Origin of the sequence: Pseudoalteromonas sp. MQS005, from assembly GCF_001661605.1 — a bacterium.
Taxonomy (GTDB): Bacteria; Pseudomonadota; Gammaproteobacteria; order Enterobacterales; family Alteromonadaceae; genus Pseudoalteromonas; species Pseudoalteromonas tetraodonis.
Window position 1 is genome coordinate 1 of the sequence record NZ_LYRQ01000027.1, and the last position, 13,710, is coordinate 13,710.

Annotated in this window: 12 protein-coding genes and 1 pseudogene; 10 read left to right on the top strand and 3 right to left on the bottom strand. The window is 41.8% G+C overall.

Annotated features, from left to right (window positions below; genetic code table 11):
- Positions 1-70 precede the first annotated feature (70 nt).
- Together A9479_RS10765 and A9479_RS10770 are read right to left on the bottom strand one after the other, a co-directional pair.
- Positions 71-955 (bottom strand): annotated as a pseudogene (locus A9479_RS10765) (PilT/PilU family type 4a pilus ATPase); the annotation flags it as partial.
- Positions 956-964: 9 nt separating this feature from the next.
- Entirely contained in the window at positions 965-2,005 is a 1,041-nt protein-coding gene (locus tag A9479_RS10770) for a type IV pilus twitching motility protein PilT (protein ID WP_013465851.1), read from the bottom strand.
- Between the two features lie 2 nt (positions 2,006-2,007).
- On the opposite strand from A9479_RS10770, the gene A9479_RS10775 reads away from it, so the two are divergent.
- From A9479_RS10775 to A9479_RS10810, 8 genes are all read left to right on the top strand, one after another.
- The gene (locus A9479_RS10775) at positions 2,008-2,721 is read left to right on the top strand and encodes a YggS family pyridoxal phosphate-dependent enzyme (protein WP_024600821.1); all 714 of its coding nucleotides are present in this window, start codon (positions 2,008-2,010) and stop codon (positions 2,719-2,721) included.
- Between the two features lie 17 nt (positions 2,722-2,738).
- Positions 2,739-3,560, top strand: coding sequence for a pyrroline-5-carboxylate reductase (gene proC / locus A9479_RS10780; protein WP_013465853.1), 822 nt, complete (start codon positions 2,739-2,741; stop codon positions 3,558-3,560).
- Between the two features lie 26 nt (positions 3,561-3,586).
- Entirely contained in the window at positions 3,587-4,120 is a 534-nt protein-coding gene (locus A9479_RS10785; RefSeq protein ID WP_008113334.1) for a YggT family protein, read from the top strand.
- Positions 4,121-4,178: 58 nt separating this feature from the next.
- Positions 4,179-4,622 (top strand): DUF4426 domain-containing protein, encoded by a 444-nt coding sequence (locus A9479_RS10790; protein ID WP_064663412.1) that lies wholly within the window; start codon positions 4,179-4,181, stop codon positions 4,620-4,622.
- Between the two features lie 2 nt (positions 4,623-4,624).
- Complete coding sequence (locus tag A9479_RS10795; RefSeq protein ID WP_064663413.1) at positions 4,625-5,224, top strand: XTP/dITP diphosphatase; 600 nt, start codon at positions 4,625-4,627, stop codon at positions 5,222-5,224.
- The gene (gene hemW, locus A9479_RS10800) at positions 5,221-6,357 is read left to right on the top strand and encodes a radical SAM family heme chaperone HemW (protein ID WP_064663414.1); all 1,137 of its coding nucleotides are present in this window, start codon (positions 5,221-5,223) and stop codon (positions 6,355-6,357) included. Before A9479_RS10795 ends, hemW begins: the two co-directional genes overlap by 4 nt.
- 37 nt (positions 6,358-6,394) lie before the next feature.
- Positions 6,395-8,227: a DUF885 family protein gene (locus A9479_RS10805; RefSeq protein ID WP_064663415.1), complete on the top strand. Its 1,833-nt coding sequence runs from the start codon at positions 6,395-6,397 to the stop codon at positions 8,225-8,227.
- Positions 8,228-8,332: 105 nt separating this feature from the next.
- Complete coding sequence (locus A9479_RS10810) at positions 8,333-8,992, top strand: hypothetical protein (protein ID WP_013465858.1); 660 nt, start codon at positions 8,333-8,335, stop codon at positions 8,990-8,992.
- Here A9479_RS10810 and A9479_RS10815 read toward each other — a convergent pair.
- Positions 8,984-9,700, bottom strand: a complete 717-nt coding sequence (locus tag A9479_RS10815) for an SIMPL domain-containing protein (protein ID WP_064663416.1) — start codon at positions 9,698-9,700, stop codon at positions 8,984-8,986. The genes A9479_RS10810 and A9479_RS10815 overlap by 9 nt on opposite strands.
- A gap of 380 nt (positions 9,701-10,080) precedes the next feature.
- On the opposite strand from A9479_RS10815, the gene A9479_RS10820 reads away from it, so the two are divergent.
- Both A9479_RS10820 and A9479_RS10825 read left to right on the top strand, forming a co-directional pair.
- Positions 10,081-12,747, top strand: coding sequence for a bifunctional acetate--CoA ligase family protein/GNAT family N-acetyltransferase (locus A9479_RS10820; protein ID WP_064663417.1), 2,667 nt, complete (start codon positions 10,081-10,083; stop codon positions 12,745-12,747).
- Positions 12,748-12,755: 8 nt separating this feature from the next.
- Positions 12,756-13,700, top strand: coding sequence for an ion transporter (locus A9479_RS10825; RefSeq protein WP_064663418.1), 945 nt, complete (start codon positions 12,756-12,758; stop codon positions 13,698-13,700).
- Positions 13,701-13,710 lie beyond the last annotated feature (10 nt).

The following is a 13,710-nucleotide window of genomic DNA, read 5'->3' on the forward strand; positions in this document are numbered from 1 at the left end:
TCGTTCTTGGTCGAAAGATCGGATCTCGGAACAGGCATTTAGTTCAATTTTCTTAAACGAGATTCAGGTTAATTAGCTCACTGACCATTGGCGTATTAAGTAATACCTCAATGGCAGCAACACGCCCTTCCCCATCAGAGGTCGGAATAAGTTGCTGAGCAATGATAGCGCGTAAATTTAATGCTAAGTCATATTTAAGCTTATCGTGCTTTTCTTTTGGTACTAAGTGCATAATGCGGTCAATAGCTTGGTTAGCATTGTTGGCATGCAGGGTGGCAACACATAAATGACCCGTTTCTGCAAAGCTCAACGCATATTCCATGGTTTCTTGCGAACGAATTTCACCAATTAAAATAACATCAGGCGCTTGGCGCAAAGAGCTTTTAAGTGCCGATTCAAAACTTTCAGTATCTAAACCCACTTCACGTTGGGTAATAATACTTTTTTGATGTTCATGCACAAATTCAATCGGATCTTCTATGGTTAAAATATGCCCACGTTGATTGCGATTTCTATAACCAATAAGTGCCGCCAAAGACGTTGATTTACCGGTTCCCGTACCACCTACAAATAACACGAGTCCGCGCTTTGACATAATCACATCGGTCAATGCAGAAGGTAATCCAAGCTCTTTAACATCGGGAATTTTAGTGACGATTCGGCGAATAACCATGCCCGCTCTGTCGCGTTGCCAAAAAGCCGAAATACGAAAGCGCCCTTCGCTAGTTGCAATCGCAAAGTTACATTCTTTAGTGTTATGAAACTCTGCTTTTTGTTTTTCACTCATCGCTGATTCAACTAACTCTAGCGCTTGCTCATCAGTTAATTTATCGTCATTAAGAGGAGTTAGCTCGCCGTTAATTTTAGCGCTAATAGGAAGTTGGCTCGATACAAATAAATCAGAGCCCTTTTTGTCGATCATTATTTGTAAAAAGTGATTTAAAGATAAAGTCATAATAATTCCTTAAGCGCTAAACTGCGTCTTATCTTGCGCTTTTGTATACGCCGCTGAGTGAGTGATAATGCCACGGTTAACTAAGCTTGTTAAACATTGATCCATGGTTTGCATGCCTTGCGACGCACCTGTTTGAATTGATGAATACATTTGTGCAATTTTATCTTCACGGATTAAGTTACGAATAGCAGGCGTTGCCAACATAATTTCGTGTGCAGCCACTCGCCCTCCCCCTACTTTTTTTATCAGTGTTTGCGAAATAACTGCACGTAATGACTCAGAGAGCATAGAGCGGATCATATCTTTTTCTTCGCCAGGGAATACATCAATAATACGGTCAATGGTTTTAGGTGCAGAGGTCGTATGCAAAGTACCAAACACCAAGTGACCAGTTTCTGCAGCGGTCATAGCAAGGCGAATAGTTTCTAAATCTCGTAACTCACCCACTAAAATAACATCTGGGTCTTCACGGAGTGCGCTGCGTAGTGCGTTAGAAAAGCTATGTGTATCACGATGAACTTCCCGCTGATTAATTAAGCTGAGTTTATTATCGTGAACAAATTCGATAGGATCTTCGATGGTCAGCACATGATGATGCTTGGTCTGATTAATGTAATCGACCATCGCCGCAAGCGTGGTCGACTTACCTGAACCTGTAGGGCCCGTGACTAACACTAGGCCTCGTGGGTTATCTGAAATTTGTTTAAATATTTCAGGTGCGCCTAAATCTTCAAGAGTGAGTACGTCACTCGGGATAGTACGAAACACAGCAGCAGGGCCACGATTAGAGTTAAAGGCATTTACACGAAAACGTGCTAAATTAGGGACTTCAAAAGAAAAATCCACTTCGAGATTTTGTTCATAGTCCTTACGCTGGTTATCGTTCATAATGTCATAAACCAGACTGCTGACTTCTTTATCTCCAAGTGCTGGTATATTAATACGTCGCACATCGCCATCAACACGTATCATAGGTGATACCCCTGATGATAAGTGCAAATCTGATGCTTTATGTTGCACACTAAATGCCAATAATTCGGTGATATCCATTTATGACTCCACAACTAACTGATAAATATATGGTTACAATAGCAGAACGACTCACATCCGCCTACGCTAGAATTGCAGAGGCAGCGCACAAAGCACAACGTAATAGTAACGATATTACGTTACTTGCAGTATCTAAAACCAAACCCGCTACTGATATTATGGCAGCTTATGAGCAAGGGCAACGTCAATTTGGTGAATCTTATGTTCAAGAGGCTGTAGATAAAATAGCGCAACTAGACACATTTAGCGATATTGTTTGGCATTTCATTGGCCCTATTCAGTCAAATAAAAGTGCTTTAGTCGCTGCCAATTTTGCTTGGGTGCAAAGTGTAGACAGACTTAAAATAGCCAAGCGATTAAACAGTCAACGCCCTGAGACAATGCCGCCACTGAATGTACTTATTCAAGTGAATATTAGCGAAGAAGAAGCAAAGTCTGGTTGTCACCCCAATGAAATCACTGAGCTGGCGCAATATATAGATCAATGTGCCCATTTACAGTTGCGCGGACTGATGGCTATTCCCGCTAAAAGCGACGATGCAAACACACAAATTCAATATTTTGAGCAATTACAAACTTGCTTTGATAAACTACAGACCCAATATCCTCATATAGATACGTTGTCGATGGGGATGAGTAACGATGTAGAAGCTGCCATAGCGGCAGGTTCAACCATGGTGAGGATCGGCACAGATATTTTTGGAACACGAACTTAAAAGGTGATAACAGACATATGTCAGATAAAAAAATCGCATTTATAGGCACAGGTAATATGAGCTACGCCATCATTGGTGGCATGGTAAAAAACGGCTTTAACGCAAATAATATTATTGCGACTAACCGCAACCAAGAAAAATTAGCTAAGGTAGCTGCCGATTTCAAAGTGCAAACCACCAGTGACAATAACGAAGCTATGCGCGATGCCGATGTCATTGTTTTGTCTGTTAAACCACAAATGATGGGCGATTTATGCCAATCATTTCAAGATTCAGGTGTCGACTTTAGCGATAAATTATTTATCTCAGTCGCGGCAGGCTTAACCGTTAAGCGCTTACGTGAAATGCTTGGTCAAGATGTAAAAATGGTACGTTGTATGCCAAATACGCCATCATTACTTGGCCGTGGTGTATCTGGCTTATATGGTGCAGGCGAAACCCAAAGCGAGCATGATTTTGTACAGCAAGTATTTGAATGTACAGGCATTGTTGTATGGGTTGAAAAAGAGTCGCAAATAAACGACGTGATTGCTGTTACCGGCTCTTCACCGGCTTACTTTTTCTTATTTATGGAAGCCATTGAAGAAAAAGCCAAAGCGCTTGGGTTTAGTGATGAAGACGCACGCCGCTTAGTGCAGCAAACCGCCCTTGGCGCAGCTGAAATGGCACTTAGCCAAACTGATATTAGCATTTCACAATTACGTTCAAATGTGACATCAAAAGGCGGTACCACGCATGCAGCCGTTGAGCATTTAAAAGCACAAGGTTTAACTAAAACCGTAGGCGATGCAATGGATGCGTGTATTGCGCGTGCAGTGCAAATGGAACAAGAACTTTAAAACCATTTTTTATTGAAGGTTATACTATGAATGCCATGCAATTTTTAATTAGCACCTTGTTTGATCTATTTTTAATGGTGGTACTACTGCGTTTTTGGCTACAGTGGGCAAAAGCCGACTTTTACAACCCAATGAGCCAATTTGTGGTGAAAGCCACTTCGTTTGCAGTTAACCCGCTGCGAAAAATCATTCCAGGGCTAGGCGGGCTTGATTTAGCCTCTTTGTTGCTGGCATTTATAGTGGCTGCGGCAAAAATAAGTACCCTAATGTGGCTGATTTATAGCTCTTGGGCTATTCAGCCTGTGCTTATACAAGCGCTAATAACTGTTTTAAAAGAAGGTTTAAATTTAGTCTTTTGGGTATTAATCATCCGCGCTATTTTAAGCTGGGTAAGCCAAGGCTATAACCCAATTGAAGCGGTATTCCATCAGCTTACTGAGCCAATGTTAAAGCCCATCCGTAAAATTTTACCGCCATTAGGGGGATTAGATTTATCGGTACTGGTACTAATCATCGGCATTCAGTTTTTACAAATGCTGCTAATGGACCTTTTAGCTTAAGCATAACGTAATATAAAAGAGGCCTAGCGCCTCTTTTTTACATACTCAGGAGTTAACCATGCAACGTTTAATAAAGTTTTGTTTTATTGCTTGTCTCGCTTTAGCATTTAATGCACACAGCGCTCAAGAACAAGGCGCCCAATACAAAGAACTAGGCCCTTGGCAAGTTCATTATATAGCCTTTCCATCAACGTTTATTCAACCGCAAATAGCTAAAGCCTATGACCTTGAGCGTAGTGGCTATAAAGGCATTGTTAATATTTCCATCTTAAAAAATGATACTGATAAAACAGCGCAAAAAGCGACATTACAAGGCACCGCTAGAAATTTATTAGGCAATAAACAAAGCCTCAACTTTAAAGAAGTCGTTGAAGGCGATTCTGTTTATTACCTAGCACAAGTAGATTACACCAACGAAGAAATTTTACGTTTTGAAATTGAAATCCAACAAGGTAACCAGTTCCAAACATTAAAGTTTCAGCAAAAATTTTATGTAGATTAAATATGACCAACACCTTAGTACTTGCAACCGGCAATCCCGGCAAAGTAAATGAGCTGGCTAACATGCTCAGCTCGCTTAACATTAACGTAGTACCACAAAGCGACTTTAATGTGGGCGACGTGGCCGAAACAGGCACCACGTTTGTAGAAAACGCGATAATTAAGGCGCGTCATGCAGCTAAAATAACAGGATTACCGGCTATTGCTGATGATTCGGGATTAGAAGTTGATAGCTTAAATGGCGCACCCGGTGTTTACTCTGCTCGCTTTGCTGGTAAAGGCGCAAGTGATCAAGATAATATCGATAAATTACTGGCTGATTTAGGCGATAACCCTAACCGACGCGCTCGTTTTTGGTGTGTGTTAGTACTGATGCGTCACGCCGACGACCCTACCCCACTTATTTGCAGTGCTAGCTGGGAGGGCGAAATTACCCTTAGCCAACACGGTGAAGGTGGCTTTGGCTACGATCCTATCTTTTTTGTGCCATCAGAAAGTTGCACCAGTGCAGAGCTGACAAAAGCGCAAAAAAATACCCTAAGTCATCGTGGGCAAGCACTTAAAATGTTACTGCAAGAGCTACAACACAAAGGCGGCCTGTGAACCTTCCTCCACTAAGTTTATATGTGCATGTGCCATGGTGCGTGCAAAAATGCCCTTACTGCGACTTTAACAGCCACGGACAAAAAGGTGACATCCCTGAAGCTGAGTATGTACAGCATTTAATCGACGATTTAAAAGCTGATTTACACTTAGTACAAGGGCGTAAAATTCACAGTATTTTTATAGGTGGCGGCACACCAAGCCTATTAACCGGCGCGGCATACACCCGTTTACTCAAGGAAGTAGATAGCCTAATTGGCTTAAGCGATAACTGTGAAATAACCCTTGAAGCAAATCCCGGCACAGTCGAAACTGGCCGTTTCAAAGATTATGTAAAAGCAGGCATTAACCGTATCTCTATCGGCGTGCAAAGCATGCAGGACGATAAGTTAAAAGCCCTAGGTCGAATTCATGGTGCCGATGAAGCCAGTTATGCTGCACAGCAAGCCAGTGAAGCAGGGTTAAATAGCTTTAACCTTGACTTAATGCATGGCTTACCAGGGCAGTCTCTTGATGATGCACTGAGTGATTTAAAACAAATTATTGCGCTCAATCCACCGCATATTTCTTGGTATCAGCTCACCATTGAGCCCAATACGCAATTTGCTTCAAAACCGCCGACTTTGCCACAAGATGAAACCTTATGGGATATTCAAGAGCAAGGCCAAGCATTATTAGCACAAGCTGGCTATCAGCAATATGAAATATCAGGGTATGCAAAACCTGGCTATCAATGCCAACATAACTTGAATTATTGGCGGTTTGGCGATTATCTTGGCATTGGCTGCGGCGCTCATGGTAAGGTTACTGATGCGAAAACGGGGGTGATAACACGCACTGAAAAGGTAAAACACCCTCGGGGCTATATGGATATTATTAAACCCTACTTGTACAAAAGCTGGCAAGTAGAGCAAGACGACTTAGCGTTTGAATTTTATATGAATCGCTTTCGTTTAATAGAGCCATGCCCTATAAATGATTTTAATGCGCTGACGCAGCAACCACTGCAAAGCCAACAGCATGCACTAGATAAAGCCATTAATGCCGGTTTACTAACAAAAACAGACAGCCACTGGCACGTTACACTCCAAGGGCAACGTTTTTTAAATGATCTACTTGCGTTATTTGTTTAGTGACAATAATAGGTTTCTAACAACAAAAGGGAAACGAATGCGTAAACTTACTCTAATTGCTGCCACCATTAGTGTGGCACTGCTTGCAGGTTGCCAACAAGCAACACAACAATCAACGCCTGCACCTGCGGTTCAAGCTCAACCTGTTCAAAGTGAAATTGACAAAGCGAATGCTTTTTTTGAAGACACTTTTAATCGTGATGTAATGAACAGCCCGGTTTATCAAACCTACATGGGCATCAAAAAAGATTACGATAAATGGGATGACAACAGCGAAGAAAAAGCCCTTAAAGACTTGGCACAAGCTAAAGCCGATTTGGTCACACTCAACAGCATTGATCGTGCGCAATTAGATACAGCAACCCAAGTAAGTTATGATTTAAAAAAACAAGATTTAGAAGCCAGCATTGCTGATTTCAAATGGCGTTACCATAACTACCCAGTAAACCAAATGTTTGGTACGCACTCTATGGTGCCGGCTTTTTTAATCAACCAGCATCAAATTAGCAACGTAAAAGAAGCCAACGATTACATTGCTCGTTTAAATGGGGTACCGGGTGTATTTGATCAGCTTATTACTGGCTTAGAAATTCGCGCCGATAAAAACATCATCGCGCCTAAATTTGTATTCCCACACGTCATTGATTCAAGCAAAAACATCATTAAAGGTGCGCCGTTTGAACAAGGTGAAGATTCTACGCTTTTAGCTGACTTTAAACGCAAAGTTAATGCCTTAGAAATAGACCAAGCTGAAAAAGATGCACTTATTAGTAAAGCGACTGAAGCATTAAAAACAGCGGTTAAAGCTGCTTACTCTAAGTTAATTAACTACATTGCACAGTTAGAAAAACGTGCTGATGACCGTGACGGTGCTTGGAAATTCCCTGATGGCGAAGCGTTTTACAATAACGCACTGAAACGCACCACCACCACAGACCTTACAGCAAAAGAAATTCATGCCATTGGCCTTGCTGAAGTATCACGTATTCATGATGAAATGCGTGCCATTAAAGATAAAGTCGGCTTTGAGGGCGACTTAAACGCCTTTATGCAGTTTATGAAAACCGACAAGCAATTTTATTTAGCTAACACTGAAGCTGGTAAAGCACAGTACCTAAGTGAAGCTAAAGGTTTAATTGATAACATGAAAACACGCTTAGATGAGCTGTTTATTGTAAAACCAAAAGCCGACATGATTGTAAAACGTGTTGAAGCATTCCGTGAAAAAGCGGCAGGTAAAGCGTTTTATCAACAACCTGCGCCAGATGGTTCTCGCCCAGGTATTTACTACGCCAACCTATACGACATGGAAGCAATGCCTACTTACCAAATGGAAGCCTTGGCTTATCATGAGGGGATTCCGGGTCACCATATGCAAATTGCCATTTCACAAGAACTTGAAGGTGTACCTAAGTTCCGTAAATTTGGTGGTTACACAGCCTACATTGAAGGCTGGGGGTTATACTCAGAATTACTACCAAAAGAAATGGGCCTTTACGAAGACCCGTATTCAGATTTTGGTCGCTTAGCCATGGAATTATGGCGTGCATGTCGTTTAGTGGTTGATACCGGTATTCACGCAATGAAGTGGACTCGTCAAGAAGGTATTGATTACTACGTTAACAACACCCCTAACGCCACTTCTGACGGTGTAAAAATGGTTGAGCGTCATATTGTAATGCCATCTCAAGCAACGGCTTACAAAGTAGGTATGCTGAAAATTTTAGAACTACGTGAAGATGCTAAAATGCAACTTGGCGATAAGTTTGATATCCGCCAGTTCCACGATGTAGTGCTTAAAAATGGCCCTGTACCATTAAACGTACTAGAAAACTTCGTTAATGAGTGGATTGCCAGCAAACAAGCTTAATTTTTAAGTATTTACTTAAAGGTTATAAAAGGTCGCAATTGCGGCCTTTTGTTTTATAAAGCAAAAAATTAAGCTAGGATAAAGTTGGAATTCAAGGAGAACAGAATGGATCTAAGCATACAGCTACTCAATGCGCGTATTAAACAACAGCAGTTTGATGAGCTAGATAACGATTTTAAAAAGCTCACTGAGGCACAGCAAGTAATACAGCTTAATTACCTGTTTGAAAGTGCGCTACGCATGAGTATTAAATACGATTTTATGCAAAACATCGCCGTGCGTATTTTAACCACTAATACGCCACCAGCGCCGTTTATTGAAAAACTAACCAGTTTAGATGCGCTGAGTTTTTTTACGCCTGCACTTAAATTAAATAAGGGGTTTATTAGTACAGACGACTCTGGCAATAACGCCCTGCATAATGTATTTAAGCAAGCAATGCCCACACAACTGCCTTTTAACTATGTTCGCTCGTTAATGTTATTTGAATCTAACGAAGAGTTACTACATGCATTAGCACATACAAATAAGCAAGGGCTCACTCCGGTTGCCAGTTACATCGCCTATGCACATAAGCCAAACATTCCGGTAAAACATGAATTTTCGGCCTTGCTCGCATTAATGGAAATAGAGCAAAAACAAAATCCTGCAGCAAAATTACAAATACTTGAGGCATTAAAAAATAATCCCCCAAGCGAGATAACCTTGCTACTGAGCGCCGCTTATTTACAGCGCTCTACTGAACAAGTGGCGGCTCTAATCTGATAAGTAATATTCTACGCTGGTAACAACACGTACGTTTTTAATTTGCGGCGTGTTTGAATCCCGATCGCTAATGCTAAACTGCCCTTGGCGAGCGGTTTTAATTTTACCTAAGCGTGAATTTGAATCTTTAGCAAACTTATCTGCCACTTCACGAGCTTTTTCTGTGGCTTCTTGCACCATGGCTGGTTTTATATCGTTAAGCCCAGTAAAAATATACTCAATACGGGTTTGATAGTTGTCTTGCACAATAGCTATATTTTGTTTAGCTAGCTGACTCACTTTGCTCAGTGCGTTTTTAATTTTATCAGGAGCATTGGAGTAAACAATAATATTTGAGCTAATAACATACCTAAACTTTTGGTTATCATTCGCGTATTCACGGGCTTGCTTATCAATAATAGATTGAGTACCTGTCGATATTTCTTGATCATCAAAGCCGTGTAACTTTAAAAAAGCAATCACCGCATCATTTTTTTGCTCAACTCGCTCAACAAGCTTTTCAAGATTGTTGTCGGCATCGTTAAACTGCAAAGGCCAAATAACGGTATCTGCCACAACTTCACGTTCAGCTAACCCTTTTACCTGCACCGTGCGCTCCATCCCTTTAATATCAAGCGCAGCCCCTTTTATAATAAAACCCAATGCAATTAGGCCAATGCTTAAACACGCCGCTGCCATAACAACGGTTACATTCGATATTTTATTCACTTCACTCTCCTTGATTAGGGTCTGTTGACCTTTGCGGATTAAAACTTGTTCAAACTAGGGGCGATTTAATCGCGGCGCGAGGTTTGTAACCTAGTGGGCTAAGTAAAAACCGAGCAACAAAGAGTAAATCGCCCCTAGGCAGAACCCTTCGGGCAGCGCCTGTTTGGCATTGATGCTGCGTTATCGCCTATTTATGGGGAATAACCACACCACATAGGCTCTGCCTTGCCTAAATACCAAACAGACTGCTGCAAGTTTAACCTTGAAAGGTCAACAGACCCTAATATCAATAATATGCACGTTCACGCTCGAAAAAACACAATAAACAGGTTACATTGAGAAGGTATAGATAGCAAAACTTAATCAGCCAAGGAAACGCAATGAGTCTAAAACGTATTAGCCAGTTTTTTAATCCAAGCTCAGTCGCTGTTATTGGGGCATCAAACACCCCTACTCGGGCTGGTAATGTGGTAATGCGTAATTTATTACAAGGCGGGTTTAAAGGGCCCATCATGCCCGTTACACCCAATCATACTGCAGTGCATGGCGTATTGGCTTACCCAAGTATTGAAGCTCTCCCCAAAGTACCTGATTTAGCCGTTATCTGTACCAATAAAAACACCTTAATGAAAATTATTGAGCAGCTAGGTACGCTTGGGTGTCATAGCGCTATTATTATTGCTGATGGCCTAACAAGTACTCAAAAACAAGAACTTAAAGATAACGCTGCGAAGCATAAGGTAACGCTGCTTGGCTCAAATTGCTTAGGGTTACTTATTCCGCATATAGGTTTAAACGCGAGTTTTTCGCACACTGTTGCCACGCCAGGTAAACTGGCTTTTGTGTCGCAATCAGCGGCTGTTTGCTCAACGATTCTTGATTGGGCTAAAAATAAAGAAATTGGCTTTTCATACTTTGTATCAATGGGAGATTGTTTAGATATTGAGTTTGACGAAATACTCGACTTTTTAGGCCGCGATGCTAAAACCAAAGCTATCCTACTTTACATAGATAACATTAATGATATTCGCAGCTTTATTTCTGCCGCGCGTGCGGCGGCATTTTCTAAGCCCGTTATTGCCATTAAAACGGGCAGAACCACTGCTGGCGCTCTTGCCGCTGAAATACACACAGGCGGAAAACAAAGCTCAGATGCAGTATATGATGCCATGTTTCAACGTGCAGGGATGTTAAGAGTAAATGATTTGCGTGAGCTCTTTGCCGCCACTCAAACCTTAGCAATGCACCCCAAATTATTGCAAGTAGAGCAGCTAACTATATTAACTAATGGCGGCGGCCCTGGAGTGATGGCCGTTGATGAACTTATTCAAAGCTCAGGTAAACTTGCTCAGCTTAGTGATGAAACGCGCGAAGCACTCAATAAAGTGATCCCACATTCAGACACAACATCCAACCCTGTCGATATATTTGGCGATTCTGCGCCAGTGCGTTACAAACACGCATTAGAGATACTGCTTAATGCTAAAGAAGTTAAAAACTTACTGATCATTCATACTCCATCGGCATTGGCCCCGAGTGAAAATTACGCTCAGGTTATTGTTGAGGCACTGAACAAATTACCAAAAATGGCACGCCCGTATGTGATCACTAATTTCATGGGAGAAGATGCCGCCTTTGCTGCAAGGCGCATCTGCGCTAATAACGCCATTCCGACCTATCGTACCCCAGAAGGCGCAGTAGGTGCCTTTATGCACTTAGTAAGCTATCGTCGTAACCAAAAACATTTAACCCAAACACCAGAATCAAACACCGATGATGCGACTATTAATAAAGCAGCAGCGAAAGCAGCTATTAAAGAGTTTTTAAATGATGAGCAACATTACTTATCAACCCATCAAGCGAGTCAAATTTTAAGTAGCTACGGTATAGACTGTATCCAAACTGAAGTAGCCTACACCCCTACTGAGGCAAAAGAGCAAGCAATAGAGCTAGGTTTTCCGGTCGCATTAAAATTGATGAGCCCCAGTATTCCCTCTAAGTCTGAAGTCGGTGGCGTAGTACTCAACCTCAATGATGCGCAAGAGGTCGAGCAAACGGCATTTGCTATGCTATTAAGAATAAAAAACACCTACCCTGATGCTGTTATTGATGGCTTTTCGTTACAAAAAATGGCACCGAGAGCAGGTGCCAATGAGCTGCGCATAGCCATTAAAACAGAGCCTAATTTTGGGCCAGTTATTTTATTAGGTGAAGCTGGCACAGGGCTTGAGTACGCGCAAGCCGCAGTGGCCTTGCCACCACTGAATATGAACCTAGCTAAATATTTAATTGCCGCCGCCCATGATAAGGGAGTCCTTAAAGATCGCATTCTGCCAGAAAAAGTAGATAAATATCGTTTATGTGCGCTACTGACCCGAATTTCTCAACTCATTGTCGATCAACCCGATATCACCTCATTAGAGCTAAATCCTATTTTAGCCAGTAATGGGCAGTTTTTAGTCCTTGATGCCACCATGAACTTAAATCAGTATCAGGTTCAGGCGCACCGAAAACGTTTATCAATCCGCCCTTATCCTATTGAGCTGGTTGAAACGGTGACCCTAAAAAATAAGACCTTAGCAACGCTCAGACCAATCAAACCAGAAGATGAGCAGGCACATCAAGAGTTTGACCGCTCCTTAAGCAAAGAAGATAGGTACAAGCGCTTTTTTGGTGAATTGCCACAATTTAACCATGATCAACTCGCTAAAATGACACAAATTGATTACGACCGCGAAATGGCGTTTATTGTTACCCAAACACAAGACGAGCAACAACACACATTAGGGGTTTCGCGAGTGATTATGGATCCCGACAACTTACAAGCAGAGTTTGCCATTGTGGTACGTTCTGATTGCCAAGGACTTGGGTTAGGGCGTATTTTAATGAACGCGGCTATTTCTCACTGCAGACGCCAAGGCGTGAAAACGGTTGAAGGTATCACCCTGCCAGAAAATACCGGCATGATTGAGTTGGCTCGTAAACTCGGGTTTAAAATAAGTCGTGATTTTGAAGAAGGCAGTATCAATATGCTGCTCACATTGTAATAGGTACTATGCGTAAACTAAGACAAACCATAAACCAAGTATTTGAAGCGTCAGGTAAGTATCAGCGAGCGGGACACATTTTAGATGTCATACTGATCAGCATAATTATGATTAATGTGGTGGCGATTGTGCTTGAGTCGGTGCACAGCATCGCAACCGAGTACTATAGCGAGTTTTTAATCTTGGAGCTGGTATCAGTGGCTATATTTAGTGCTGAATACCTAATACGTGCTTGGACTTGTGTCGATCGCGTAAAGTACGCCTCCATGAATTGCTCAAATACACAAAAACGGATTCGATATATTTTATCACCACTGGCAATTATCGATTTAATTGCCATTTTGCCTAGTTTATTAATGTTTTTCTTTGCTATCGATTTACGTTTTTTACGGGTACTGCGGTTGTTGCGGGTATTTAAGCTCACCCGTTACTCTCGAGCAATGCAATTGTTATTGCAGGCGTTTATTGATGAGTCGAGTTCATTACTGGCGGCATTTTTTATTATGTCTGTGTTACTTATTTTAGCCTCTTGCGGTATTTATTTATTAGAGCACGACATTCAACCAGACAAGTTCGGCTCTATTCCTGCAGCCATGTGGTGGGCAATGGCAACCCTAACTACGGTTGGTTATGGCGATGTTGTGCCTATAACGCCTATTGGTAAACTATTTGGTGGCGTAATCACTTTGGTGAGTATGGGGATGGTTGCCATACCAACCGGTTTATTAGCGTCGAGTTTCTCAGAGCAAGTACGCAAACGTCGCCAGCTATTTGAAGATGCCACCCACGAGAAAATAACCGATGGTAAGCTCACTGATGAGCAGATGCATCACCTTGAGGAGTTACGCTACAAACTAGGGCTAAGTAAACTAGAGGCCAATAAAGCAATAAAAGCGGAGCTAAATAAACGCAGCTCACACTTATTTTGCCGTCACTGTGGTAAGCGTCCTTAATAAAATAATG